Origin of the sequence: Aeromonas sp. 6P (genome assembly GCF_051919525.1) — a bacterium.
Taxonomy (GTDB): domain Bacteria; phylum Pseudomonadota; class Gammaproteobacteria; order Enterobacterales; family Aeromonadaceae; genus Aeromonas; species Aeromonas veronii.
The window spans coordinates 2,360,928-2,387,924 of the sequence record NZ_JBQBEO010000002.1 but is presented as its reverse complement, the minus strand read 5'-3'; the positions used below and the strand labels follow the sequence as shown (position 1 = coordinate 2,387,924).

Here is a 26,997-nt window from a genome sequence, read left to right as displayed (position 1 = left end):
CTTGTGGCAACAAGTGGAAATAAATGATGACAGTGATAGCTAATTGCAGAAAAAATCACCGAAAAAATGACTGGCAGGGGCTCATTGATACAGGTCAGCCAAATGGTTGCTGCACGGATGGGGGAGTGCCTTGTCCTGGCGTTGGCGTTTAGTTGCGGGGTGAAAAGAGTGTAGAGGCCGGTTGTTTAGTCGGCCAGACGGTAGAGAAAGTAAAGCGGGCGGGTAGGGTTGTGGGGGAAAACAATAAGGCTGCCGATGCTGGCAGCCTTATTGTCATCTGTTCGCTTTACCCACCCATTGACAGCAAATCGGGTCTGCTGCGGTCAGGTTAGCGACGGCGCTTGAGGGTGCGGCTCACATAGTGCAGCCCGCTCTGGTAGTCGCCGTTCACCGCCTTGAGCGCTAGCTCCAGCGCCTGGTTGGCCAGCGCGTCGTGCTGCTGGGGCAGGGAGTTGATGCCAAAGGGGAGGAAGTCGAGCAGGCGATCGTCCCCGAAGGTGGCCATGGCGAGCTGGCTCATGTCGATCTCTTGCTCCAGCAGGTAGTCGAGTACCCCCTCCATAAGGATATAGGAGGTAGTGATCAGCGCTTCGGGCAACTGGCCCAGCTGCTGGTGCAGATCTTTGATCAGGCGATACCCCTCAAGACGGGAGAAGTGATTCCCCTCACACAGGTGGCGAGCCGCGCTATGACTGGCGACCGCCTGCTCGAAACCGGCTTTGCGCTCCTGACTGATCGTGAGTGCCGGCAGCGCGGTGATCAAGGCGATATGGCGCAAGGTCGGGGTAAGCAGGGAGCTGGTGAGATCAAAGCTCGCTTTCTCGTTTTCACTGGCGACGGTGACGAACTTGTCGGCGGCCATCGCCCGGTCGATGGCGAGGATCTGGCTGCCTTGCGCCTGCAATTTACCGTAGAAGGGGTCGTCCGGCGGCAGGCAGCTGGCCACCAGCAGGGCATCCACATGGCGGCTCACCAGCATCTGGGCCAGCTCTTTTTCGGTGGCGGGATCATCTTCCGAGCAGACAATGAGCAGCTGATAGCCCTGCGCCCGAGCCCCCTGTTCCAGCCGTTTGGCCAGCTTGGCGTAACTGGCGTTTTCAAGGTCGGGCAGGATAAAGCCGAGGGTCTTGGTCTGGCCGCCGCGCAGGGAGGCGGCGCGGCTGTCCGGCTGATAGTTGTGGGCGGTGACCACGGCCATCACCTTGTCGCGGGTAGCCTGACTGATGCGGTATTGGTCGGCCTTGCCATTGATCACATAGCTTGCCGTGGTGCGCGAGACACCGGCGAGGGCGGCGATTTCATCCAGTTTCATCATATTGGCTCTGTTTGAGTTGCAAGGCCCACGGTCACTGCCGGGTGAGGGCACCGAAAAGTGTGCGCGGGATCATATCATTGAAAAGCACTCTTTGTGGGTACTTGATCAATTCGCTGAAACGATTCAGTCTGAGTGTAAGTGAAACGATTCAGCCTGTCAGCAACGAAGAGACCCAGTGGCCTGAAAATCGGGCCCCGATCACAGTGAACCGTGTTCGGGTCTATTGTCAGCTGGCGAGTTATCCGAATGTTCAATTGTGACGTACCGGCGCGGCCGGAACCTGATGGAGAGTCTCTATGTTGAAGTTGGCGCGAGAGCAGATCTTGCTGGGGCAGTCGGTGGCGACCAAGTCGGACGCCATTGCCCTGCTGGCAGGCAAACTGACCGAAGCCGGTCTGGTGGAAGCGGGCTATGTGGATGGGATGCTGGCCCGTGAAGCGCAGCATGCCACCTATCTTGGCAGCGGCATCGCCATTCCCCACGGCACCACCGATACCCGTCATCTGGTGAAGAGCACCGGCGTCATGGTGGCCCAATTCCCTCATGGCATCGAGTGGGACGAGGGGCAGATCGCCTACGTCGCCATCGGCATCGCCGCCAAGTCCGACGAGCATCTGGGCATTTTGCGCCAGCTCACCCATGTGCTGGGTGACGAGCAGGCGGCAGCTCAGCTCAAAGAGGCCACCGATGCCGACACCATCATCAACATCCTGACCGGTGCCACTGCCGCCAAAGAGGTGCAATACCTGACCCTGGCTGACTTCCCGGCCGATGATCGCGACCAACTGCTGCTGGGAGCAGCCGCCCGCGCCAAGTCTGCGGGCTGGGGCGATGCCGCCATGGTGAGCGCGCTGCTAGCAAGCGAACCGGCCTATCTGGGCGAGGGCATCTGGCTGGCGCGGGCGCAAGCGGCCCAGACTGGCTGGGTGCTGGCCACCCCGAGCAGCGAACTTCACGCAGGGGAGCTGCCGGTCAGCGCCATGCTGCTACTGTGCGCCGCAGATAGCGGCCATCTGCCGCAACTGGAGAATCTGGCCAAACTGGCAGCCGCTGGTCAGCTGGCAACGCTGGCGGGCGGCGAGGGGCTTGCCATGTTGCAGGCGGGCCCCGCCAGCGGTCTTAGTGAAACCTTCACCATCATCAACCCCCACGGCTTGCACGCCCGTCCCGGCGCCATGCTGGTCAAGGTGGCCAAAGAGTTTGCATCCGACATCCGGGTGGCCAATCTGGATGGCAGCGGCGAAGCGGTTTCCGCCAAGAGCCTGATGAAAGTGATCGGTCTTGGGGTCAAATGCGGGCACCGTCTGGCGTTTCGCGCCGAAGGGGCTGATGCCGAAGCCGCCCTCAAGGGGATCGGTGAGGCGATCGCCGCTGGTCTCGGCGAGGGGGCACACTGATGAAGATTGTCACCATTACCCTCAACCCCGCCCTCGATCTCACCACCCGCCTCGAGGCGATGAGCCTTGGTGAGGTCAATCTGGTGAGCGAGGCCAACCTGCGCGCGCGGGCAAGGGGATCAATGTCGCCATGGTGCTCAAGGATCTGGGCCGCGACGTAGGCGTCACCGGCTGGCTGGGCGCTGACAATGAGCAGAGCTTTGTCTCCTTGTTTGCCGAGCGCGCGCTTGATGATCACTTTGTCCGTGTCGCTGGCAGCACCCGCATCAACGTCAAGATTTCCGAGCAGTCTGGTCAGGTCACCGATCTCAACCTGCCGGGGCTCACCATCGAGCAAGGGGAGGTGAGCGCGCTGGAGCAGGCCATCGACGAGTTGGCTCCGCATGCAGAGTGGTTCGTGCTGGCGGGCAGCCTGCCCAAAGGGGTGGCCCCGGATTACTGCGCTCAGCTGATCCGCCTGCTCAAGGCCAAAGGCAAGCAGGTGATCTTCGATTGCAGCGGCGCGGCCTTAAGCGAAGGGATCAAGGCGGCGCCGACCCTGGTCAAACCCAATCTGGAGGAGCTGAGCCAGTGGGGGGGTCGACCCATCAAGACCCTGAGCGAGCAGGCCGAGTGTGCCCGCGCGCTGCAGGCAAGCGGCATCCCCAACGTGGTGATCTCCAACGGCGCCGATGGCCTCATCTGGTTTGCCCCGGATGCCGTCTGGCAGGCCATTCCGCCGCGGATGCAGGTGGTCAGCACGGTCGGTGCTGGCGACTCCCTGGTGGCCGGTCTCGCCCATGGTCTGAGCCTTGGCTGGGCGCCGGAGCAGACCCTGCGGCTGGCCACCGCCGTCTCGGCCTTGGCGGTCAGTCAGGTTGCGGTCGGTTTTAACGATATCAGTGTGCTCAACCCCTTGCTTGAACAGGTGCGTTTAGAGCGTCTGGAAGCGCTGGCACCGGTTCAATGCCATACCCCCTCAATGGAAAACTCAGGAGATGCCCAATGAAAGCAATCTTGGTTACGGCTTGCCCGGCGGGCATTGCCACCAGCTTTCTCGCTGCAAAACGGATAGAACAGCAGGCCAAACTGGCTGGCTGGGAACTCACCCTCGACGTCGGCTCCAGCGTGCAGCCCCGCCAAGTACCGAGCAAGGAGCAGATTGCTGCCGCCGATCTGGTGCTGGTTGTCGCCAGTGCCCCAGTGGATCTCGCTGCCTATGATGGCAAGCGGGTCTATCAGGGCAGCATGGATCTCGCCCTGCAGGATCCGGCTGCCTTGCTGGAAGCAGCCGACAGCGGCGCCAGCCTCTATCGCCATCAAGCCGCGCCTGCTGCCGCCAAACCGGCCGCTGCTGGCAAGCGCATCGTGGCAGTGACAGCGTGCCCGACTGGCGTTGCCCACACCTTTATGTCGGCAGAAGCGTTGGAGACCATGGCCAAACAGCTGGGTTACCAGATCCGCGTCGAGACTCAAGGCTCGGTCGGTGCCCAGAATGCCCTGACCGCCGAGGAGATTGCATCTGCCGATCTGGTGTTCCTCGCCACCGATATCGAGGTGGACATGGCGCGCTTTGACGGTAAGCCGGTCTATCGCACCAGCACCGGCGCGGCATTGAAGAAAACCCGCGCCGAGCTCGACAAGGCGTGGAACGAGGCGACACTCTATCGCCACAGCGGTGCCAGCCAGCCCAAGAAAGAGGAAAAAGCCGGCCCCTACAAGCACCTGCTGACCGGTGTCTCCTTCATGCTGCCGATGGTGGTGGCGGGTGGCCTTATCATTGCGCTCTCGTTTGTGTTCGGTATCGAAGCGTTCAAGGTGGAAGGCACCTTGGCTGCTGCCCTGATGAAGATCGGTGGTGGCTCCGCTTTCGCCCTGATGATCCCGGTGCTGGCCGGTTACATTGCCTACTCCATCGCTGACCGCCCGGGTCTCGCTCCCGGCATGATCGGCGGCATGCTGGCAAGCTCGCTGGGTGCCGGTTTCCTTGGCGGCATCGTGGCCGGTTTCCTAGCCGGTTACAGTGCCAAATACCTGAGCGACAAGGTACGTCTGCCGAATACCCTGGAAGCGCTCAAGCCGATCCTGATCATTCCGCTCTTTGCCAGCCTGTTTACCGGCCTGGTGATGATCTACGTAGTGGGTGGCCCGGTGGCCGGCATCATGAATGCCATGACCGAGTTCCTCAACAACATGGGCTCTGCCAACGCCGTGCTGCTGGGGGTCATCATCGGCGCCATGATGTGCTTTGACATGGGCGGCCCGGTCAACAAGGCGGCTTATGCCTTCGGTGTCGGCCTGCTGGCCTCCAAAACCTATGCCCCCATGGCTGCTGTGATGGCCGCCGGTATGGTGCCGGCACTGGGGATGGGAATTGCCACCTTCCTGGCCCGTACCAAGTTCATCAAGGCGGAGCAGGAAGCGGGCAAAGCATCCTTCGTACTGGGTCTGTGCTTCATCTCCGAGGGGGCCATTCCGTTTGCCGCCAAGGATCCGATGCGCGTTATCCCGGCCTGCATGGTCGGCGGCGCCCTGACCGGTGCGCTCTCCATGCTGTTCGGCTGCGAGCTGATGGCACCCCACGGCGGTTTGTTCGTGCTCTTCATCCCGCACGCCATCAGCAACGTCATGATGTATATCGTTGCCATTGCCGCAGGCTCGCTGCTGACCGGTGTCTCCTACGCCATGCTCAAGCGCGGTGAAGAGCAGGCCAAGCTGGCCACGGCATAAGCCTCGCCCCTTGGTAACACGTCATAACCAAGAGCGGCCTTGGGCCGCTTTTTGTTTTGTCGGGAGGATAGGTAACCTGTGAGGGGAAGATAGGGAGTGGTTAAAACTCCCAGCCTTGTTGTTCTGGCAACTGGGGTTGCGCTCCTTCCAGCGCTTTGCGCCGCGCAGCCTCAACCCGCGCCTTGCGGGCGCGGCACAGACGCATCACATCCTGCTGCTGGGCGGGGGTCATGGCGAGCCAATTGAAACGCTCGTCGCGATTGCGCAGGCACCCCTTGCAGTAGCCTTTGTTGTTCACTTCGCAGACCCCGATGCAGGGGCTCTGCAGCGGGAATATTTCGAGCTGTTCCATCCATCACCTCGCACATCCTGTCACCTTGTTATAACCCAGCGGATCCCCTTTGGAGAAATCCTGCTTCAAGTGATTGATGTCGTTTGCTTTCCCCCTGCAAATTTGGCATCTTCCCCGCCGAGCATGGCTCTTGGCGTTATATGAGGACATATGAACAAACACGCGTACTGGCTGACCGCCGCAGTGCTGGGACTGGCCGGTTGTGCGGGCAACTCTGACAAAGCAGAAGTGCCCAAAAAACAGACCGACAACAGATGCTTTCTTAACTGCGAGGTGCCGGAAAATCTGGGCAAGCAGTATCTGGACGGGACCTTGCCAGAGGATCTGGTGAGGGTAGAGCGGGTCAATAGCCGTGCGCGTGCCGACTACAGCAAGTTTGGCCCGCAAAGCAGACTGGTATTGGAGCGCTCCGGCAAGATGACCCGCCGTTATGGCGAGCTCTATCACCAGCTCTCCCGCTGGGTGGCGGGCGGCGGCAATCCTGCCGACATCACCCGTTACGGTATCAGCCTGGCTCAGCTGGGCGGTGCCGATCGCATGGGTAACGTGCTGTTTACCGGTTACTACTCGCCGGTGCTGGAAGTGCGCCACCGCCCGGATGCCAAGTACAAATATCCCATCTATGCCATGCCCAAATGTGGCGGTCGCTGTCCGACCCGGGCCGAGATCCATCAGGGGGCCCTGGCCAACCGCGGGCTGGAGCTGGGTTACAGCAAATCCCTTATCGACAACTTCCTGATGGATGTGCAGGGCTCCGGCTTTGTCCATTACGGAGATGACGATCGGCTGCAATATCTGGGCTACAGCGGCAAGAACGGCCACGGTTACGTCAGTATCGGCCGGGTACTGATCGACCGCGGTGAAGTGCCCAAAGAGCAGATGTCGATGAAGGCCATCAAGGAGTGGGCCAACCGTCAACCGGAGGAGAGCGTCAAGGAGCTGGTGGAGCAGAATCCCTCCTATGTCTTCTTCGAGCGTCGCCCCACCAATGACGTGATCGGCGCAGCCGGTATCCCGCTGCTGCCGCTGGCGGCTGTTGCCGCCGACAAGACCCTGCTACCGATGGGGACCCCGATCCTCGCCGAAGTCCCCTTGCTCGATAAAGAGGGCAACTGGACCGGCAAGCATCAGCTGCGCTTGTTGATTGCGCTGGATGTGGGCGGGGCGGTGAAGAAGGGGCACCTCGATCTCTACCACGGCATGGGTGAGAAGGCCGGTGTCGCGGCCGGTCACTACAAGCACTTTGGCCGTGTCTGGAAGCTGGGCCTGCACCACGGGCCGACTGCCGCCCCCTGGTTGTAATCCTCTGAGGGTTTGGGCGTCTGTCATCGGGCGCCCAGGCAATGTGAAGAGACAAAAATAGCCGCCGGATTGCTCCGGCGGCTTTCTACTTTGTGCGAGTTGCCAGTCTGTGGCTGCGTCAGCTCTTCTGGATATCCAGCCGGATGGCGCCGACCGGTTTGCAGCAGCAGGGGAGGCACTCCCCTTGGGCGACGAATGCCAGCGGCATCGCAGGATAGTGCACCTTGCCAGCCATCAGCGGAGTGCGGCAGGCGCCGCAATAGCCGCTGCGACACTGGAATTCCACATGATGACCATGGCGCTCCAGGGTCTCCAACACGCTTTCGCCGGGATGGGCGTGCAGCACGGCACCATCCCGGGTATGTACCCGTGGTGCCACGACCGCATGCTGTTCGGCAGGTGCGTGCGGGGCAGGGGTCAGCGTGTTGGTGGCGTCACTCACAGCTCGAAATCACCCAGGTCGTCGGCATTGACTTCGCTGTCGATCTGACCGACCAGATAGGAGCTGACCTCTACCTCTTGCGGCGCGACCTGCACGTTGTCGGATGACAGCCAGGTGTTGATCCAGGGGATCGGGTTCTGCTTGGTGCCGGCAAAGGCTGGCTGCAGGCCGACCGCGCTCATGCGCAAGTTGGTGATGTACTCCACGTATTGGCAGAGGATGTCCTTGTTCAGGCCGATCATGGAGCCGTCCTGGAACAGGTACTCGGCCCACTCTTTCTCCTGAATGGCCGCTTCCTTGAAGATCTCGAAGCAGGCCTGTTCGCACTCGGCGGCGATCTCGGCCATCTCCGGGTCATCCTGGCCGGTGCGCATCAGGTTCAGCATGTGTTGGGTGCCGGTGAGATGCAGCGCTTCGTCGCGGGCGATCATCTTGATGATCTTGGCGTTGCCTTCCATCAGTTCGCGCTCGGCGAAGGCAAAGGAGCAGGCGAAGCTGACATAGAAGCGAATTGCTTCCAGCGCGTTGACACTCATCAGGCAGAGATAGAGCTTCTTCTTGAGCTCGCGCAATGTGATGGTCACTTCGCGGCCAGCGACGGTGTGGGTCCCTTCACCATGCAGGTTGTAGAGGGCGGTCGCTTCGATCAGGTCGTCGTAGAAGTGGCTGATGGAGCCGGCGCGCTTCAAGATCTGCTCGTTGGTCACGATGTCGTCGAACACCTGGGCGGGGGTGTTGACGATATTGCGGATGATATGGGTGTAGGAGCGAGAGTGGATGGTCTCGGAGAAGGCCCAGGTCTCAATCCAGGTTTCCAGCTCCGGAATGGAGACCAGCGGCAGCAGCGCCACGTTGGGGCTGCGACCCTGAATGGAGTCCAGCAGGGTCTGGTACTTCAGGTTGGAGATGAAAATGTGCTGCTCGTGGGGTGGCAGGGCCTGATAGTCGATGCGATCACGGGAGACATCCACCTCTTCCGGACGCCAGAAGAAGGAGAGCTGCTTCTCGATCAGCCGCTCGAACACTTCGTGCTTTTGTTGATCATAACGGGCTACGTTGACCGATTGGCCAAAAAACATCGGCTCTTTGAGCTGGTCGTTTTGGGTTTGGCAGAAAGTTGAATAGGCCATGGTTACCAGAATATGTGAATAGAGAAAACAGGAGAGCGGGAGCTTCATGCTCCCGCCCGGTTATCAGTTCTTGCCGTGACTTAGATTTTGCAAGCCCCGCCAGCGCAACCGTCATCTTGCAGGTCGGTCTGGGCATCGTCTGCACCATCACGGGTGTTGTGATAGTACAGGGTCTTGAGGCCGTATTTGTAGGCGGTCAGCAAGTCCTTGAGCAGCTGTTTCATCGGGACCTTGTTGCCTTCGAAACGGGCAGGGTCGTAGTTGGTGTTGGCGGAGATCGCCTGATCCACAAACTTCTGCATGATACCGACCAGCTGCAGGTAGCCGTCAACGCTCGGTTGCTTCCAGAGCAATTCGTATTGATCTTTCAGGCGATCATACTCGGGCACCACCTGTTTGAGAATGCCGTCTTTGGAGGCCTTGACCGACACCAGACCGCGCGGCGGCTCGATACCGTTGGTGGCGTTGGAGATCTGGCTGGAGGTCTCGCTCGGCATCAGGGCGGTCAGGGTGGAGTTGCGCAAGCCCACGGACTTGATCTCTTCGCGCAGGCTTTCCCAATCCAGATGCAGCGGCTCGTTGCACAGCGCATCCAGATCCTTCTTGTAGGTGTCGATGGGCAGGATACCTTGCGCGTAGGCGGTCTCGCCAAACAGCGGGCAGGGGCCGAACTCGCGGGCCAACTGCACGGAGGCTTTCAGCAGGTAGTACTGAATGGCCTCGAAGGTACGGTGAGTCAGCGCCAGACCGGAGCCGTCGGAGTAACGGGCACCGTTTTTGGCCAGGTAGTAGGCGTAGTTGATGACGCCGATCCCCAGGGTGCGACGACCCATGCTGCCCTTCTTGGCGGCGGCAATCGGGTAGTCCTGATAGTCGAGCAGGGCATCGAGGGCGCGTACGGCCAGATCGGCCATCTCTTCCAGATCTTCCAGCTTCTCGATGGCACCCAGGTTGAAGGCGGAGAGGGTACACAGGGCGATCTCGCCGTTCTCGTCGTCGATGTTGTTGAGCGGCTTGGTCGGCAGCGCAATCTCGAGGCAGAGGTTGGACTGGCGCACTGGCGCCACGCTCGGATCAAACGGGCTGTGGGTGTTGCAGTGATCCACGTTCTGGATGTAGATGCGACCGGTACCGGCACGCTCCTGCATCATCAGGGAGAAGAGATCGACGGCCTTGAGGGTCTTCTTGCGAATGGCCGGATCCTGCTCGTACTTGACGTAGAGTTCTTCGAACTTGTCCTGATCCGCGAAGAACGCATCGTACAGACCCGGCGCATCGGACGGGGAGAACAGGGTGATGTCACCGCCCTTGATGAGGCGCTGGTACATCAGCTTGTTGATCTGCACGCCGTAGTCCATGTGACGGACACGGTTCTCTTCCACGCCGCGGTTGTTCTTCAAAACCAGCAGGCTTTCCACTTCGGTGTGCCACAGCGGGTAGAACAGGGTCGCCGCACCGCCGCGCACGCCGCCCTGGGAGCAGCACTTCACGGCAGTCTGGAAGTATTTGTAGAAGGGGATGCAACCAGTGTGGAACGCTTCGCCGCCACGGATGGGGCTGCCCAGACCGCGGATGCGACCAGCGTTGATGCCGATACCGGCGCGCTGGGAAACGTAACGCACGATGGAGCTGGCGGTGGCGTTGATGGAATCCAGGCTGTCGTCGCACTCGATCAGTACGCAGGAGCTGAACTGACGGGTCGGGGTGCGCACACCGCTCATGATCGGGGTCGGCAGGGAGATCTTGAAGGTCGAGACCGCATCATAGAAGCGTTTGATGTAGTCCAGACGGGTATCTTTCGGGTACTTGGAGAAGAGGCAGGCCGCTACCAGGATGTAGAGGAACTGCGGGCTCTCGTAGATCTCGCCGGTGACACGGTTTTGTACCAGATACTTGCCTTCCAGCTGCTTGACCGCCGCGTAGGAGAAATCCATGTCGCGCCAGTGATCCATGTGCGCGTTCAGCTCTTCGAATTCAGCCTGGGTGTAGTCTTCCAGCAGGTGTTTGTCGTACTTGCCCATGTCGACCAGACGAGCCACGTGCTGGTAGAGGTGGGGCGGTTCGAACTGGCCGTAGGCCTTCTTGCGCAGGTGGAAGATGGCCAGACGGGCGGCCATGTACTGGTAGTCAGGGGTCTGCTCGGAGATGAGGTCAGCCGTCGCCTTGATGATGGTTTCGTGAATGTCGGCGGTACGGATACCGTCATAGAACTGGATGTGGGACTTGAGCTCTACCTGGGAGACCGACACGTTGTCGAGCCCTTCGGCGGCCCAGTCCAGCACGCGGTGAATTTTATCCAGATCGATGGGTTCTTTGTGTCCGTTACGCTTCGTCACAAACAAGTTCATTGGCTGATGACCTTCAGTTGATTCCCGAAAAACCATCGCACAATGGCGCCACCCAGGCTCCGGCGGTGTGCGGGAGTTGGGTAGAGATTGTGCGATGAATCACAAGATGTAGTGTTATTTTAAGTTCGAGCTACAAGATAGTGAGGTCAGCCCGCCATTGCAATGTGTGGATAAGTGACGAGCTGTGGATAAATTGTGAGTCTTGCCCCATCAGTTAGTGACCGCTCACAGTGAGCGGGTTTTCATTCGTCCGCTCCGCTAAAAGCAAGTCTCCCGATCGAAGATGGAAAATTTAAATAACTTTTTTTGCTTGCGAAACGGGGGGCTTTTTACTAGCAAACGGCGGCTGATTATCCCTTATGCAACAAGGGTCAAAAGCTGTCCAGTTGTCGCAGCCGCGGGCTCAGCGTGGCAAGGGCTTTGCATCAGATGACGGTGGTTTGTGGCCGTTTTGTGACGGTTGCGAGCTTGTCAAATGGGTATCCAACAGGCAGAAAGCTGCCTTTATTATCCATGAATAGACGAGTGATGGTGGCGCAGGACGCAGGAGCGTAAAGGAAGAGATGCAAGGGCGAAGAGTCTCTTCGCCCCGTTATCGCATATCAGCCGGTAAGGCTGCGCGTTACGCCTTGGCCGTCAACTCGTAGCGCAGCCAGTGGTGCAGGGCCTGCACGGTATCAAACTGCAGATCGGCGCCCCACTGGGCGGGATCTTCCTCATCATTGAGATAGCCCCAGCCAGCGACCGCAGTGCGCATGCCGGCATTGCGGCCTGCTTCGATATCCCGCACATGATCCCCCACATAGAGGCAGTGAGCCGCCTCGACCCCCAGCTTCTCGCAGGCAAAGAACATGGGGGCGGGGTCGGGCTTGCGTACTGGCAGGGTATCGGCACTGACGGTGACGCCGCAGCTGGCGAGCTGTGGCAGGGCCGCCAGCAGTGGCTCGGTGAGAAAGCCCGGCTTGTTGGTGACTATGCCCCAGGGGAGCTGTTTCTCGTCGAGCCACTCGATAAGATCCACCATTCCCTCATAGGGACGGGTACCGACGCAGAGATTGGCCGCGTAGTAGTCGAGCAGGGCATTGCGCAGGCGCGTGGCCCCCAGCTCTTCAAGCAGTTCATCGCCGAGGCCCGCTTTCAGCAGCCCGAGCGCTCCGTGGGAGGTGGTCTGACGAATTATGTCGTCAGAGAGCGGCGCAAAGCCTTCGCTGATCAGCACGTGGTTGACGGCGGCACCCAGATCCGGGGCTGTGTCGAGCAGGGTGCCATCCAGATCGAACAGCACACCGCGCAGGGGAAGAGGGCGAGAGGCGCTCATCAGCCGTGCTCCGGGCGGACAAACTCCACCATATAGTTGACGTCGACATTTTTGCCGAGCTTGAACTGGTTGGTGAGCGGGGCGTAGTGGACACCGCTCATATCCCGCACCAGCAGGCCAGCTGCTTCACCCATGCGACACAATTCGGCCGGGGTGATGAATTTTTTGTGATCGTGGGTACCCTTGGGCACCATCTTCATCAGGTATTCGGCCCCGATGATCATCATCAGATAGGATTTGGGGTTGCGGTTGATGGTGGAGACGAACACCCGTCCGCCCGGGCGTACCAAGGTGGCGATGGCGCGCAGCACGGAGGCGGGGTCCGGCACATGCTCCAGCATCTCCATGCAGGTGACCACGTCATACTGGCCCGGCACTTCGGCGGCATGGGCTTCGGCGGTGATCTGGCGGTACTCGAGCTCGACACCCTGCTCCAGAGCGTGCAAGCGGGCGACGCCGAGGGGCTCCTTGCCCATGTCGATGCCGGTGACCTTGGCGCCACGGCGGGCCATGCTTTCGGAGAGAATGCCACCACCGCAGCCGATATCGAGAATGCGCTTGCCAAACAGACCGCCACTTTTGTCGGTGATCCAGTCAAGGCGTACCGGATTGATTTGATGCAGGGGTTTGAATTCACCTTCCATGTCCCACCAGCGGGAGGCGATGACTTCAAACTTGGCGATTTCTGTCAGATCGACATTGGCATCACTGTTCATTTTTCGAAGATCCTGTGGCAGGGCGCCCGCTTCTGAGTCATGGGCGCAATCTATTGTCCTGGCGGGCATTATAACGGACGGACTTTGTCACACCAGCCCGATCTGATACCCGATTTGTGGCTTAAGGTATTTGGCTCAGTGTGTTACCATGTCGCGCTGTTTAAGCCAAAGAACAACTAATTAGGGATAAGGCTTTCTATGAGCGATCTGGCCAGAGAGATCACGCCGGTCAACATCGAAGAAGAGCTCAAGAGTTCCTATCTTGATTACGCCATGAGCGTGATCGTAGGACGAGCTCTGCCGGATGTGCGTGATGGCTTGAAACCGGTTCACCGCCGCGTTCTGTTTGCTATGAACGAGTTGGGGAACGACTGGAACAAGCCCTATAAAAAATCGGCCCGTGTGGTCGGTGACGTAATCGGTAAATATCACCCGCACGGCGATATCGCTGTGTATGACACCATTGTCCGGATGGCGCAGGATTTCTCCATGCGTTACATGCTGGTCGATGGTCAGGGCAACTTCGGTTCAGTCGACGGCGACAGCGCCGCGGCGATGCGTTATACCGAAGTGCGGATGGCCCGCATCTCCCACGAGCTGCTGGCTGATCTGGACAAAGAGACCGTGGACTGGGTGCCGAACTATGACGGCACCGAGATGATCCCGGCGGTCATGCCTACCAAGGTTCCCAACCTGCTGGTCAACGGCTCCTCCGGTATTGCGGTGGGCATGGCGACCAACATTCCGCCTCACAACCTCACCGAGATTGTCAATGGCTGCCTGGCGCTGATCGAAAACGGCGACCTCACCATTGACGAGCTGATGACCTACATCACCGGCCCGGATTTCCCCACCGGCGGCATTATCAACGGTCGTTCCGGCATCGTGCAGGCGTACCGTACCGGTCGTGGCTCCATCTATGTGCGGGCCAAGGCTGAAGTGGAAGTGGACGAGAAGACCAGTCGCGAGACCATCATCGTTCACGAGATCCCCTATCAGGTGAACAAGGCTCGACTGATCGAGAAGATCGCCGAGCTGGTCAAAGAGAAGAAGATCGAGGGCATCAGTGCCCTGCGCGATGAAGTCTGACAAAGACGGCATGCGCATCGTTATCGAAATCAAGCGCGGCGAGTCCGGCGAGATTGTGCTGAACAATCTCTACAAGCACACCCAGATGCAGACCACGTTCGGCATCAACATGGTGGCGCTCGATAACAACCAGCCCAAGGTGATGAACCTTAAAGAGATCCTGGATGCGTTCCTGCTGCACCGCCGTGAAGTGGTGACTCGCCGGACCGTGTTCGAATTGCGCAAGGCGCGGGATCGGGCGCACATTTTGGAAGGTCTGGCGGTTGCGCTGGCCAACATTGATCCCATCATCGAGCTGATCCGCCACAGCGCGACCCCGGCCGACGCGAAAGCGGGCCTGGTTGCCAAGGGCTGGGAACTCGGCAACGTGGCCGCCATGCTGGAAAAAGCGGGCGACGACGCGGCACGGCCAGAGTGGCTGGAGCCGGAGTTCGGTATCCGTGAAGGTCAATACTTCCTGACCGAACAGCAAGCCCAGGCCATCCTTGACCTGCGTCTGCACAAGCTGACTGGCCTCGAGCACGAGAAGATCCTGGAAGAGTACCAATCTCTGCTGGATCTGATCGCCGAGCTGCTGCACATCCTGGCGAGCCCGGCTCGTCTGATGGAAGTGATCCGCGATGAACTGCTGGCCGTGCGCGAGCAGTATGGTGACGAGCGTCGCACCGAGATCAGCATGTCCAGTGCCGAGATCAACATCGAGGATCTGATCACCCCGGAAGATGTGGTGGTTACCCTGTCTCACCAGGGCTATGTGAAGTATCAGCCGCTCTCCGACTACGAGGCCCAGCGCCGCGGTGGTCGTGGCAAGTCGGCCACCCGGATCAAGGAAGAGGACTTTGTGGAGCGTCTGCTGGTGGCCAACACCCACGACACCATTCTGTGTTTCTCCACCCGTGGCAAGGTCTACTGGCTCAAGGTTTACCAGCTGCCGGAAGCGTCCCGTGGCGCCCGTGGTCGTCCGATCATCAACCTGCTGCCGCTGGAAGAGGGTGAGCGTATCACCGCTATCCTGCCGGTGAAGGAGTATGACGCCGAGAAGTATGTGTTCTTCGCCACCGCCAACGGTACCGTGAAGAAGACCAGCCTCTCTGACTTCAGCCGTCCGCTCTCCTCCGGTATCCGCGCCATCAACCTCAAAGAGGGTGATGAGCTGATCGGGGTGGATATCACCGATGGCAGCAACGAGATCATGCTCTTCTCCGACGCGGGCAAAGTTGTTCGCTTCGCGGAAGGCAGCGGTCGCGCTGATGCCGATGTCAGCGATGACGTTGAAACCGACGACGATGCCGGTAATGACGATGATGGCAGCGACAACGGCGAAGGCACCGAAAGCAAGGGTACCTTCAAGGGCGTGCGTCCCATGGGTCGTACCGCCGCCGGTGTCCGTGGCATCAAGCTGGGCGCCGGTGACAAGGTGGTTTCCCTCATCGTTCCGCGCGGCGAAGGTGCCATCCTCACCGCCACCGAGAACGGTTACGGCAAGCGGACTGCGTTGGCCGAATACCCGACCAAGAGCCGTGGTACTCAGGGCGTTATCTCCATCAAGGTGGATGAGCGCAACGGCAAGGTGATCGATGCGATTCAGGTCGAAGATACCGACCAGATCATGCTGATCACCAACGGCGGCACTCTGGTGCGTACCCGTGTTGCCGAGGTGAGCGTCATTGGCCGTAACACCGGCGGTGTCCGTCTGATCCGTACCGGTGAAGACGAGACCGTGGTTGGCCTGCAGCGTATCGCCGAGAGCGACGAAGACGAGAACGACGCTTTGGCCGTTGATGGTGAGGTATCTGAAGGTACCGATACCGCGACCGGCACTGATGCGGTCGATGCTGGCGACGAGTAATCGTCACCGGTTACCCGAGCAACGTCTCTGAGCAAAAAGAGCGACCCTGGTGGTCGCTCTTTTTATTTGTCTGCTTTTTATGACTCTCCGCTGATCTTACGGCTGGATCACTCCTGCAGCCACATTCTGGCGCTGCGGGCGGGAATGGCGACCCGTACCCACTGGCTCTGCACGTTGACCACGGCGCCTTGGTCGAGCACGTCACGATAGTTGCGATACCAGTTCATCTCGAACCTGGCGGTATCGAGCCAGTACTCCTGCTCATAGTCGCACTTGTTGATACCGACCAGCCCCTGTTTGCCCCGTTTGAACAGCACGAAGCAGTCACCGCTGCCGACCAGCTGCATGGGTTGACCCTGCACCGCATTGTGGAAGCGGATCATCCCCTTGAGATCGGCTCGCTGGTAGTAATCCTGCCAGCGCAGTCCATCCTTGGCCTGGGTCTCGCCGTGATCCGAATAGACCAGTGGCGAGCCACCATCGCGCCCAAGCAGGTAGGCATAGGCCAGCTTCTCGTCAGTCTGGCTTAAGATCTGATAGCGGAAGCCGTCGTTGGTGGGGATGTCGTGGGTCACGGCAAAGGTGACGGCGCGATTGCCCGGTAGCGCCTGACCATAGGCGCCCGGATCCGCCAGCAGGTTCATGCTGCCACCGTAACTGAAGGCACCGCGCAGGGAGGCAAACAGCGGAAAGTCATAGGCTCCCTGGCCGCTGCTGTCGAGGTAGGGTTTGAGGAAGCGCTCGTAATCGGTGCTGCCTGCGCCCCCTGTGGTGATCACCTCGCCAAAGACATGCATCCCCTGTTTGATCTCGGGGGTGAACACGGCATTGATCTGGTAATCGCTCATGTGTTTGACCGCATCGACCCGAAAACCCTTGATCCCCATCCCCTTAAGCTCCTTGAGATAGGCCTGTTGCTGGCTCACTACCCAGTTGTTGGGATCCAGATCCGGCAGCCCCTTGTCACCGGCACCACCACAGAGTCGCCAATACTGGACATGACCCGGATCGCTCCAGTCGCTAATGCACCCTTCGGGATGAAAATCCTGACCGGAGAGGAAGTTTTGCCCGAGATCGCCAAACAGTTTCTGGCGCTCGAAATAGGCCGGGTTGCTGGCGTAGCTTTGCAGCAGCTCGTTGCCGGGATAGTTGAGATCGCTGCGTTTCCAGCTTTCGTTGGCCATGTGGTTGAGCACCACATCGGCATAGACGGCGATACCTCGCGCCTTCATGGCGGCGATCAGCTGCTCGAGATCCTGCTTGTTGCCAAGAGGGGAGTCGACAAGACGCAGATCCTGCGGCTGGTAACGAGCCCACCACTCGTTGCCTGATGACTTGAGAGGCGGCGAGATGAGTACCTGTTTGTAACCGGCTGACTTGATAAGATCGGCTTTGGCGGTCACTTCACTGTACTTCCAGTTGAAGGCGTGCAGTATGACGTCGGCGTGCGCCAAGGGGGCGATCAGCATACCTGCGATCGCCCATATTCCCGCTGTGTGTTTCATTATTGTGTCCCTGTTTTTATAGATGCCTGAATGGGCAACTCAGCTTTGGCGGGAACAGAGTGAGCTGCAATCAACAACCTGCAGATTTGTGACCGCTTTCAGTATGATTTCGCCGAATATGTGAACTGTTTCGGCTTTTCCTCGCCACCGCCAGTTGCCTTTTTACAAGTGATTTTTTTGTCATTTCCCTGTCATTACCAGCCGTTATCCTGCCGGGCGAGTGGTGGGTTGTTGCCATCACCTTCACCGTCAGGAGCTGCATATGACCAGTTGGATCACGTGGGAAATTTGGTGGAGCCGGGTATGGGGCGAGTCAGAGGTGCCACAGTATGAAGAGGATGAGCACGAAGTGGCTCATGAACCCTCGCGACTGCCGGTTGAAATGGTGCAACAGGGCCGGGATCAGCGCGCAGGCTAAGGCGTTAGCCTTCTCTTTACCGGGTAGCGCTTTCTTGTCGCGACATGACTACTTCGTTGGAAAATTCTGAAAAGCGGGGTTTCCACAGGATGTGTCGCGGCAGGTCTTCCTTTCAACCTCTTGGCACACCTGATGTGTGAAGGGCGTGAACAGGGGGATTAGAAGAGCGGCAGCTGCTCCCCGGGGCGGATAAACCCATCCAGTCTGAGCTGAATATGGCGTTTGCCCAGATCAAGTCGTTTGCTGATAAGGCGAAAGCGCTGGGCCAGCAGATCGGCAAAGTGCCCCTCACCGCGCATGCGGGTACCGAAGGCGGTACTGTTGAGCCCGCCACCGCGGCTGGCTCGCAACTGATTCAAAATAGCCTCCTTCTGGCCCGGATAGTGGGTATCGAGCCAGTCACCAAATAGCGGCGCCAGCTCGTGGGGCAGGCGCAGCAGAATGTAATCGGCGCAGCTGGCGCCAGCCTCGGCAGCCGATTTGATGATCTGCTCCAGCTCCGGCTCATTGAGCCGCGGGATCATGGGGGCGGCCAATACCCCCACCTGTATACCAGCGTTGGCCAGCTTCTCGATCACTTTCAAGCGGCCGGTGCCCGTGCTGGCGCGGGGCTCCAGCTGTCGGCGCAGGGTTTCGTTCAAGGTCGTCACCGACACCATCACCTGACACAGTCCCTCTCTGGCCAGCTCGGTCAACAGATCAAGGTCGCGCAAGATCATGGAGCTCTTGGTAATGAGCCCGACCGGATGGCGGTGGGCAAGCATCACTTCCAGCAACTGCCGGGTGAGGCGATAGCGCTGCTCGATGGGTTGATAGGGGTCGGTATTGGCGCCAATGAAGATGGTCTGTGGCTGATAGGCCGGTTTGGCAAACTCCCGGCGCAGCAGGTCGGCTGCATTGCGTTTGGCAAACAGCTTGCTCTCGAAATCAAGGCCAGGGGAGAGCTCCAGATAGGCGTGACTGGGTCTGGCATAGCAGTAGATGCAGCCGTGTTCGCACCCCTGATAGGGGTTGATGGAGCGACCAAAGGGGACATCCGGCGAGCTGTTGTAGCTGATGATGCTGCGTGCATCGATCTCCCGCACCTCGGTGCCAGGCACAGAGGGGGTGAATGCGGCATCCCAATCAGATGGTTGCCAGCCGTCATCGACCGCTTCGACAAGGGGGCCGCTAAAACGGTGATCGATATTGTGGGGGCTGCCTCGTCCTGCCATGGTGTGCACCGATACTGTTTATACATACAGTTATTTTGCAGGTGCACCGGATAAATGACAACAACTGCTGATCGACCGGGTGCAAAAAGGGTTGTCGCAGGGATCTCTTGCTTGATCGCAACGCTACATTTCGTTTACATAGACGAAATGAGAACTGGATCACGGAAATCATCATGAGCCCCACCACTTCCCGCTGGCTATTTATCGGTCTGATTGCGCTGGTTATCTGGCGTCTGCTTCCGCTCTCCACCGAGCAGGAGATGGCTGCTGCCAACCGTGCCTGGCGTACCGGTCATTTCGATGAGGCGACCCGGATCTGGTCGCCACTGGCCGATCAAGGCCAACCTCGGGCGCAAGCCTTGATGGGCTGGAGCCATGAAGTGGGGCAGGGGAGCGAGCAGGATATCCATCAGGCCATCACGCTCTATCGCCAGTCGGCGCTGGCAGGGGATCCCTTCGGCCAATATCGGCTGGCAGAGCTCTATCTGCGTGGTGTTGGGGTCAAGCGAGATCTGCGCCAAGCCTTTCACTGGATGGATCAGGCTGCCCGTAATGGTGATGTCCCGGCCATGCTGAAAGTCGGCGTCCTTCATCTGATGGGGGTCAGCGGCAGGGTCGATCTGCCTCAGGCGAAGCAGTGGCTCTATCAGGCGGCACAAAAGGGCAACAAGCTGGCGCTTCAGGTGCTGCAGGAGCTGGCGCTGGCCGAGGAGGGGAGCAGTGACTTTGATTTCAACTGGCAATCCCTGCTTGGTGAATAGTCGGCAGACGACTCATTTGACTGTAGAAAATATCTGCAAATCCGATACAGCACGCCCGACTTCTGGTAGCATGGGGCCGTTTTGGCTTGGTTTGTCACGTTAGACATGTGGTTTACGTGTCAGGCCGTCTTCGCAAAGTGCTGTGGAGAACCAAAACATCACCTTTTTGAATCTCTTTTCCATCCCGCATGTGACCTTTGGTAGGGGTCACCACTGTATAAGGAAACACATAATGCCAATCATTACTCTGCCTGACGGCAGCCAACGTCAATTTGCCCACTCTGTTTCCGTCATGGATGTGGCTGCGGACATCGGTCCCGGTCTCGCCAAGGCGTGCATTGCCGGTCGGGTAAACGGTGAACTGGTAGATGCGTGCGAGCTGATCGAAGCCGATGCTGCGCTGGCCATCATCACCGCCAAAGACGAAGAAGGTCTGGACATCCTGCGCCACTCCTGCGCCCACTTGCTGGGTCATGCTATCAAGCAACTCTGGCCCCAGACCAAGATGGCCATCGGTCCTGTCATCGACAACGGCTTCTACTATGACGTTGATCTTGACCGTACCCTGACCGATGAAGATCTGGCTGCCTTGGAAGAGCGCATGCTGGCGCTGGTAGCCAAGGATTACGACGTCATCAAGAAGAAAGTCTCCTGGCAAGAAGCGCGCGATGTATTCGAGGCGCGCGGCGAGTCTTACAAAGTCGAAATCCTGGATCAGAACATTGCCCGTGATGACCAGCCAGGTCTCTATCATCACGAAGAGTACATCGACATGTGTCGCGGCCCGCACGTGCCCAACATGCGTCACTGCCACCACTTCAAGTTGCTGAAGATGTCCGGCGCCTACTGGCGTGGCGACTCCAACAACAAGATGCTGCAGCGTATCTACGGTACCGCCTGGGCTGACAAGAAGCAGCTCAAGGCCTATCTGCAGCGCCTGGAAGAGGCCGCCAAGCGCGACCACCGCAAGATCGGCAAGCAGCTCGACCTGTATCACATGCAGGAAGAAGCACCCGGTATGGTGTTCTGGCACAACGATGGCTGGACCATCTTCCGTGAGCTGGAAACCTTTATCCGCGGCAAGCTCAAAGAGTACGACTATCAGGAAGTGAAAGGTCCGTTCATGATGGACCGCGTTCTGTGGGAGCGTTCAGGTCACTGGGAGAAATACGCCCAGGCCATGTTCACTACCCAGTCCGAAAACCGCGAGTACGCCATCAAGCCGATGAACTGCCCGGGTCACGTCCAGATCTTCAACCAGGGTCTGAAGTCCTACCGCGATCTGCCGCTGCGTATGGCCGAGTTTGGTTCCTGCCACCGCAACGAGCCGTCCGGTTCCCTGCACGGTCTGATGCGGGTGCGCGGTTTCACTCAGGATGACGCTCACATCTTCTGTACCGAAGAGCAGATCATGGAAGAGGTCTCCGGCTGTATTCGTATGGTCTATGACGTCTACGGTACCTTTGGCTTCGAAAACATCGTGGTCAAGCTCTCCACTCGTCCCGAGCAGCGTATCGGCTCCGATGAGATGTGGGATCGCGCCGAGAAAGCCTTGGCCGAAGCGCTGGAGCTCAACGGTCTGAAGTACGATCTGCAGCCGGGTGAAGGGGCGTTCTACGGTCCCAAAATTGAATTTACCCTGCACGATTGCCTTGATCGTGCGTGGCAATGTGGTACCGTGCAGCTCGACTTTGCCCTGCCTGGTCGTCTGGGTGCCACTTATGTGGGCGAAAACAACGATCGCCATGTACCTGTGATGATCCACCGGGCCATCCTGGGTTCTATCGAGCGCTTCATCGGTATTCTGACTGAAGAGTACGCCGGTCTGTTCCCGACCTGGTTGGCACCGACTCAGGCTGTGGTCATGAATATCACGGACAATCAGGCCGATTATGCGGTGAAAGTAGCCAAAGCATTGAATGATGCGGGCCTTCGCGCAAAAGCGGACTTGAGAAATGAGAAGATTGGCTTTAAAATCCGCGAGCATACTTTGAAGCGAGTACCTTTCATGCTGGTCTGCGGCGATAAAGAAGTTGAAGCCGGTAAGATTGCAGTACGGACTCGTAAAGGGGCTGACCTGGGCACTTATCCTGTTGAAGAGTTCATCGCTCTATTGACCCAGGAAGTTCAGACCCGCGGACAAAAGAAAGTGGAGGAATAAGCTATAAAAGGCGGAAAAAAACTGGGCAAGCAACCGCAAGCCCGCGCTCACCGGATCAATGAAGAGATCCGTCTGAAAGAAGTTCGTCTGACTGGTCTGGATGGTGAAGCCATTGGCATCACATCCATTCAGGATGCTCTGAACTTGGCCGCAGAGGCCGGAGTTGATCTGGTAGAGATCAGTCCAAATGCTGAGCCGCCCGTTTGCCGGATCATGGATTACGGCAAATTCCTCTACGAAAAGAGCAAAACAACCAAAGAACAGAAGAAAAAGCAGAAAGTCGTCCAGGTTAAGGAAATCAAATTCCGTCCTGGCACTGACGAAGGCGACTATCAGGTAAAACTACGCAACCTGGTTCGCTTTCTGGAAGACGGGGACAAGGCTAAGGTCACCCTGCGCTTCCGTGGTCGTGAAATGGCCCACCAGGATCTTGGTATCAAGGTTCTGGAGCGCGTCAAGAACGATCTGGAAGAGTTGGCCGTAGTCGAGTCGTTCCCGAAAGTCGAAGGCCGTCAAGCTGTGATGGTCCTCGCACCTAAGAAGAAATCTTAAGGCCCACAAGAAATTGACTCATGGGGCTTGCCTCATGACTTGGTTCGCCTTGCGATTTTGTTGTCACTCACAATGCGGAGTATGAAATGCCGAAGATGAAAACCAACCGGGGTGCTGCAAAGCGCTTCAAGAAGACTGGCTCGGGTCGCTTCAAGTGCAAGCACAACCACCTGCGTCACATCCTGACCAAGAAGAGCAGCAAGCGTAAGCGTCAGCTGGGACCGAAATTCATGGTTTCTGCTGCCGACCACAAACGTGTTGTCGCTTGTCTGCCGTACGCATAAGGGGGGATGTGAAAAATGCCAAGAGTTAAACGTGGTGTGACTGCTCGAGCTCGTCACAAGAAAGTAATGAAAGCCGCCAAAGGTTACTACGGCGCACGTTCCCGTGTTTACCGCGTAGCGGTACAAGCGGTAACCAAAGCTGGTCAGTATGCCTACCGTGACCGTCGCCAGAAAAAGCGTCAGTTCCGTCAGCTGTGGATTGCGCGTATCAACGCTGCAGCCCGTCAGAACGGTCTGTCCTACAGCCGTCTGATCAACGGTCTGAAGAAGGCTTCTATCGAGATCGATCGCAAGATCCTGTCCGATATCGCCGTTCACGACAAAATGGCTTTCACCGCCCTGGTTGAAAAAGCTAAAGCAGCTCTGGTTTAATCCAGTCCTGTTATAAACGCTAAAAGGAGGCTCAGGCCTCCTTTTTTGTATCTGTCATTTGCGGTTTTACATTACTTCTCCCTTTGTCCTATCCATATTCTGTCTACTGTTTTACACGTGCTACAGTTTTCTCCACACAAGGCGATATGTGCGAGATGCCCTGTTCTACAAATGCTTTATATGCCAACAAACTAAATGTTTGTTCCACTATTTCAGGAGTGGCGGTGAGCCGATGAGACTCGCTTGATATAACAAAATGATTTGTAGGGAGAAAAGCCCACCTTAGCTATGGTCAGCGAAGGGGCTTTTTTTGTATTATTCCCCTCTTGACCTTATTTAGCCTAAAGGCTCCTGTACCGGGAGTGGTGACGAGGAAGACATGCAACAGCTTGAAGAAGTAGTCGGCCAAGCCAGAGCCGAAATTGAGGGCGTGAGCGATATCGCGACCCTCGACGAAATCCGGGTCAAATATCTGGGTAAAAAGGGCTTTTTTACCGAGCAGATGAAGGGCCTGGGTGCCTTGTCTGCCGAAGAGCGTCCCGCCGCGGGCGCCGTGATCAACCAGGCCAAACAGCAGGTTCAGGATGCGCTGAACGAGCGTCGTGAAGCGCTCGAAGTCGCCGTGCTGAACCAGAAGCTGGCCGCCGAGACCATCGATGTCAGCCTGCCGGGCCGTCGCATCGAGAATGGCGGTCTGCACCCGGTAACCCGCACCATAGAGCGCATCGAGCGCCTGTTTGGCGAGATGGGCTTCAAGGTTGCCCGTGGTCCCGAGATTGAAGATGGCTTCCACAACTTCGATGCGCTGAACATTCCGGCTAATCACCCGGCGCGTACCGATCACGATACCTTCTACTTCAATCCTGATCTGATGCTGCGTACCCACACCTCGGGCGTGCAGATCCGCACCATGGAACATCAGCAGCCGCCGATCCGCATCATTGCACCGGGCCGCGTCTATCGTAACGACTACGACATGACCCACACCCCGATGTTCCATCAGGTTGAAGGTCTGCTGGTTGACGAGCATGCCAGCTTTACCGAGCTGAAGGGCATTCTGCACGACTTCCTGCGCAACTACTTCGAGGAAGACCTGACCATTCGCTTCCGTCCTTCCTACTTCCCGTTCACCGAGCCGAGCGCCGAAGTCGACGTGATGGGCAAGAACGGCAAGTGGCTGGAAGTGCTGGGCTGCGGCATGGTGCACCCGAACGTGCTGCGTTCGGTCGGTATCGATCCGGAAAAATACTCCGGCTTTGCCTTCGGCATGGGCGTTGAGCGCCTGACCATGCTGCGTTACGGGGTCAACGACCTGCGTGCCTTCTTCGAAAACGACCTGCGCTTCCTCAAGCAGTTCAAGTAAGGGCGAGAGAACATGAAATTCAGTAAATCCTGGGTGATGGAGTGGGTCCGCACCGAGTTGAGTGACAACGCACTGGCCGAGCAGATCACCATGGCCGGTCTGGAAGTGGACGCCGTGGACGCGGTGGCTGGCCAGTTCAACAATGTGGTTGTGGGTGAAGTGGTCGAGTGCGCCCAGCATCCGGATGCCGACAAACTGCGTGTGACCAAGGTCAACGTGGGCGAAGCCGAGCTGCTGGACATCGTCTGCGGCGCGCCAAACTGCCGTCAGGGCTTGAAAGTGTGTGTGGCCAAAGTAGGGGCGACCCTGCCGGGTGATTTCACCATCAAGAAAGCCAAGCTGCGTGGCCAGCCGTCTCACGGCATGCTTTGCTCTTTCAGCGAGCTGGGTATCGACGTTGAAGCCGATGGCATCATTGAGCTGCCGGCCGATGCCCCCATCGGTACCGATATTCGCGACTACCTCAATCTGAACGACGTATCCATCGATGTGGATCTGACTCCGAACCGCGCCGATTGCCTCGGTATCGCCGGTCTGGCCCGTGAAATTGGCGTGCTCAACAGCGTGGACGTGGTCGAGCCGACCTGGGCACCAGCTGTTGCAACCATTGATGCAACTTTCCCGATCCGGGTTGAAGCAACCGCCGATTGTCCACGGTATCTGGGGCGCGTCATCAAGGGGCTGAACTTGCAGGCCCAGAGCCCGCTCTGGATGCAAGAGAAGCTGCGCCGTGGCGGCATTCGTTCCATCGACGCCATTGTCGACATCACCAACTACCTGCTGCTGGAATACGGTCAGCCGATGCACGCCTTCGATCTGGCTACCCTGGAAGGGGAACTGGTGGTGCGTCGTGCCCACGCTGACGAGCCGATGACCCTGCTCGATGGCAACGAAGTGAAGCTCAAAGAGACCACCCTGGTGATTGCCGATGCCAAAGGTCCTGCCTGCATGGCCGGTATCTTCGGTGGCAACCGCACCTGTGTATCCGAGACCACCACCGACATCCTGCTGGAGTGCGCCTTCTTCGCGCCGCTCTCCATCACAGGTCGTGCTCGCGCTTACGGTTTGCACACCGACTCTTCCCACCGCTTCGAGCGCGGGGTGGATCCGCAGCTGCAAGCCAAGGTGATGGACAGAGCCACCCGTCTGCTGCTGGATATCTGCGGCGGTGAAGCGGGTCCGGTCATCGAGGTCAAATCCGATACCCATCTGCCCAAGGCTGCCCCCATCAAGCTGCGTCGCGCCAAGCTCGACAAGGTGATCGGTATCAGCGTGGCTGACGCTCAGGTGGTCGAGATCCTGACCCGCCTTGGCATGCAGGTGACTGTGGATGCTGACGGTTGGACTGCGCTGGCACCCTCCTGGCGTTTCGATATCGCCATCGAGGAAGACCTCATCGAGGAAGTGGCCCGCATCTACGGCTACAACAACATCCCGAACCTGAAACCGGCTGCCTCTCTGGCGATGGTTGAGCAGGCAGAAGGGCAGGTGACCTTGAAGCGCGTACGCGACCTGCTGGTTGACCGCGGTTTCCAGGAAGCGATCACCTACAGCTTCGTCGATCCCAAGACCCAGCAAACCCTGTTCCCGCAGAGCGATGCCATCGTACTGCCGAACCCGATCTCGGTCGAGATGTCCGCCATGCGCGTCTCTCTGTTCCCGGGTCTGGTGCAGGCCGTTGTTTACAACCAGAACCGTCAGCAGCCGCGTGTGCGTCTGTTTGAACAGGGTCTGCGTTTCATCAAGGATGAAAGCGCCGAGAACGGCATCCGTCAGGAGCCGATGCTGGCCGGTATCATCACTGGCAACCAGAGCGACGAGCACTGGGATATCAAAACCCGCGCAGCCGACTTCTTTGATTTGAAAGGGGATCTGGAAGCGGTGCTCGACTTGACCGCCGAAGGTGCCACCTTTAGCTTCGAGCGTACCGAGCACAGCGCCCTGCATCCGGGTCAGAGCGCAGCCATTCTGCGCAATGGCGAGATCATCGGCCACATCGGCGTGATCCACCCGAGCCTCGAGAAGAAGCTGGGCCTCAAGAGCCGCGCGGTGATGTTTGAGCTGGAGCTGGACAAGCTGACCCCGGCCAAGGTGCCTGTGGCAGCCGAAGTTTCCAAGTTCCCGGCGAACCGTCGCGACATCGCCGTCGTGGTCGATCGTCAGGTTCTGGCAGGTGATGTGCTTGCGGTAATTAAAAAAGTTGGCGGAAATCAGGTAGTTGGAATAAACTTGTTTGACGTATACCAGGGTGCTGGTATGGCAGAGGACAAGAAGAGCCTGGCCATCAGTCTTGTATTGCAAGACACCCAGCGTACCCTGGAGGAGAAAGAGATTGCCGAGACCGTAGACAATGTCGTGCGGGCCCTTGGTGAAGAGTTGAATGCATCCTTGAGGGATTGA

The 26,997-nt window shown here is 58.5% G+C and carries 20 protein-coding genes and 2 pseudogenes; 13 read left to right on the top strand and 9 right to left on the bottom strand.

What is annotated here, in order from left to right; genetic code table 11:
- Window positions 1–328: 328 nt before the first annotated feature.
- Window positions 329–1,315, bottom strand: a complete 987-nt coding sequence (gene cra / locus ACTG2J_RS11195; RefSeq protein WP_162628382.1) for a catabolite repressor/activator — start codon at window positions 1,313–1,315, stop codon at window positions 329–331.
- 296 nt (window positions 1,316–1,611) lie between these two features.
- On the opposite strand from cra, the gene fruB reads away from it, so the two are divergent.
- From fruB to fruA, 3 genes and pseudogenes are all read left to right on the top strand, one after another.
- A complete protein-coding gene (gene fruB, locus ACTG2J_RS11190; protein ID WP_113739502.1) occupies window positions 1,612–2,712 on the top strand; it encodes a fused PTS fructose transporter subunit IIA/HPr protein in 1,101 nt (366 codons plus the stop codon).
- Window positions 2,712–3,700, top strand: a pseudogene (pfkB, locus tag ACTG2J_RS11185) (1-phosphofructokinase). The gene fruB and the pseudogene pfkB overlap by 1 nt, the downstream one beginning before the upstream one ends.
- On the top strand, window positions 3,697–5,421 hold the full coding sequence (fruA, locus tag ACTG2J_RS11180; RefSeq protein WP_113739504.1) for a PTS fructose transporter subunit IIBC: 1,725 nt from the start codon (window positions 3,697–3,699) through the stop codon (window positions 5,419–5,421). Before pfkB ends, fruA begins: the two are co-directional and overlap by 4 nt.
- Before the next feature lie 100 nt (window positions 5,422–5,521).
- Here the strand turns inward: fruA and ACTG2J_RS11175 are convergent, their stop codons facing one another.
- Complete coding sequence (locus tag ACTG2J_RS11175) at window positions 5,522–5,773, bottom strand: DUF1289 domain-containing protein (protein ID WP_113739505.1); 252 nt, start codon at window positions 5,771–5,773, stop codon at window positions 5,522–5,524.
- 150 nt (window positions 5,774–5,923) lie between these two features.
- Here ACTG2J_RS11175 and mltA point away from each other — a divergent pair, with 150 nt between their 5' ends.
- Complete coding sequence (gene mltA, locus ACTG2J_RS11170; protein ID WP_019445143.1) at window positions 5,924–7,075, top strand: murein transglycosylase A; 1,152 nt, start codon at window positions 5,924–5,926, stop codon at window positions 7,073–7,075.
- Window positions 7,076–7,193: 118 nt separating this feature from the next.
- Here mltA and yfaE read toward each other — a convergent pair whose 3' ends face one another.
- The 5 genes from yfaE to ubiG form a co-directional block, all read right to left on the bottom strand.
- Entirely contained in the window at window positions 7,194–7,517 is a 324-nt protein-coding gene (gene yfaE / locus ACTG2J_RS11165; RefSeq protein WP_219263875.1) for a class I ribonucleotide reductase maintenance protein YfaE, read from the bottom strand.
- Window positions 7,514–8,647, bottom strand: a complete 1,134-nt coding sequence (nrdB, locus tag ACTG2J_RS11160) for a class Ia ribonucleoside-diphosphate reductase subunit beta (RefSeq protein ID WP_005336708.1) — start codon at window positions 8,645–8,647, stop codon at window positions 7,514–7,516. Before nrdB ends, yfaE begins: the two co-directional genes overlap by 4 nt.
- Window positions 8,648–8,727: 80 nt before the next feature.
- On the bottom strand, window positions 8,728–10,995 hold the full coding sequence (gene nrdA / locus ACTG2J_RS11155) for a class 1a ribonucleoside-diphosphate reductase subunit alpha (protein WP_439988632.1): 2,268 nt from the start codon (window positions 10,993–10,995) through the stop codon (window positions 8,728–8,730).
- A gap of 622 nt (window positions 10,996–11,617) precedes the next feature.
- Window positions 11,618–12,313 (bottom strand): HAD family hydrolase, encoded by a 696-nt coding sequence (locus tag ACTG2J_RS11150; RefSeq protein WP_227273629.1) that lies wholly within the window; start codon window positions 12,311–12,313, stop codon window positions 11,618–11,620.
- A complete protein-coding gene (gene ubiG / locus ACTG2J_RS11145) occupies window positions 12,313–13,029 on the bottom strand; it encodes a bifunctional 2-polyprenyl-6-hydroxyphenol methylase/3-demethylubiquinol 3-O-methyltransferase UbiG (RefSeq protein ID WP_439997496.1) in 717 nt (238 codons plus the stop codon). Before ubiG ends, ACTG2J_RS11150 begins: the two co-directional genes overlap by 1 nt.
- 198 nt (window positions 13,030–13,227) lie before the next feature.
- Between ubiG and gyrA the strand changes: the two are divergent.
- A pseudogene (gyrA, locus tag ACTG2J_RS11140) lies at window positions 13,228–15,967 on the top strand (DNA topoisomerase (ATP-hydrolyzing) subunit A).
- A gap of 107 nt (window positions 15,968–16,074) precedes the next feature.
- On the opposite strand, the gene ACTG2J_RS11135 reads toward gyrA, so the two are convergent.
- Window positions 16,075–17,472, bottom strand: coding sequence for an alpha-amylase family protein (locus ACTG2J_RS11135; RefSeq protein ID WP_439988634.1), 1,398 nt, complete (start codon window positions 17,470–17,472; stop codon window positions 16,075–16,077).
- 262 nt (window positions 17,473–17,734) lie between these two features.
- Between ACTG2J_RS11135 and ACTG2J_RS11130 the strand changes: the two genes are divergently transcribed.
- Entirely contained in the window at window positions 17,735–17,890 is a 156-nt protein-coding gene (locus ACTG2J_RS11130) for a hypothetical protein (RefSeq protein ID WP_005336695.1), read from the top strand.
- Between the two features lie 158 nt (window positions 17,891–18,048).
- Here the strand turns inward: ACTG2J_RS11130 and ACTG2J_RS11125 are convergent, their stop codons facing one another.
- A complete protein-coding gene (locus tag ACTG2J_RS11125; protein ID WP_439988635.1) occupies window positions 18,049–19,104 on the bottom strand; it encodes a PA0069 family radical SAM protein in 1,056 nt (351 codons plus the stop codon).
- 173 nt (window positions 19,105–19,277) lie between these two features.
- Between ACTG2J_RS11125 and ACTG2J_RS11120 the strand changes: the two genes are divergently transcribed.
- The 7 genes from ACTG2J_RS11120 to pheT all read left to right on the top strand — a co-directional run bounded on the left by ACTG2J_RS11120 (window position 19,278) and on the right by pheT (window position 26,997).
- Window positions 19,278–19,865, top strand: coding sequence for a tetratricopeptide repeat protein (locus tag ACTG2J_RS11120; protein WP_439988636.1), 588 nt, complete (start codon window positions 19,278–19,280; stop codon window positions 19,863–19,865).
- Window positions 19,866–20,097: 232 nt separating this feature from the next.
- Complete coding sequence (gene thrS, locus ACTG2J_RS11115) at window positions 20,098–22,026, top strand: threonine--tRNA ligase (RefSeq protein WP_005336690.1); 1,929 nt, start codon at window positions 20,098–20,100, stop codon at window positions 22,024–22,026.
- Between the two features lie 3 nt (window positions 22,027–22,029).
- Complete coding sequence (gene infC / locus ACTG2J_RS11110) at window positions 22,030–22,578, top strand: translation initiation factor IF-3 (protein ID WP_026034907.1); 549 nt, start codon at window positions 22,030–22,032, stop codon at window positions 22,576–22,578.
- Window positions 22,579–22,664: 86 nt separating this feature from the next.
- Window positions 22,665–22,862 (top strand): 50S ribosomal protein L35, encoded by a 198-nt coding sequence (gene rpmI, locus ACTG2J_RS11105; RefSeq protein WP_005336688.1) that lies wholly within the window; start codon window positions 22,665–22,667, stop codon window positions 22,860–22,862.
- A gap of 15 nt (window positions 22,863–22,877) precedes the next feature.
- Complete coding sequence (gene rplT / locus ACTG2J_RS11100) at window positions 22,878–23,234, top strand: 50S ribosomal protein L20 (RefSeq protein ID WP_005336687.1); 357 nt, start codon at window positions 22,878–22,880, stop codon at window positions 23,232–23,234.
- Between the two features lie 379 nt (window positions 23,235–23,613).
- A complete protein-coding gene (gene pheS, locus ACTG2J_RS11095) occupies window positions 23,614–24,597 on the top strand; it encodes a phenylalanine--tRNA ligase subunit alpha (RefSeq protein WP_439997495.1) in 984 nt (327 codons plus the stop codon).
- Between the two features lie 12 nt (window positions 24,598–24,609).
- On the top strand, window positions 24,610–26,997 hold the full coding sequence (pheT, locus tag ACTG2J_RS11090) for a phenylalanine--tRNA ligase subunit beta (RefSeq protein ID WP_439997494.1): 2,388 nt from the start codon (window positions 24,610–24,612) through the stop codon (window positions 26,995–26,997).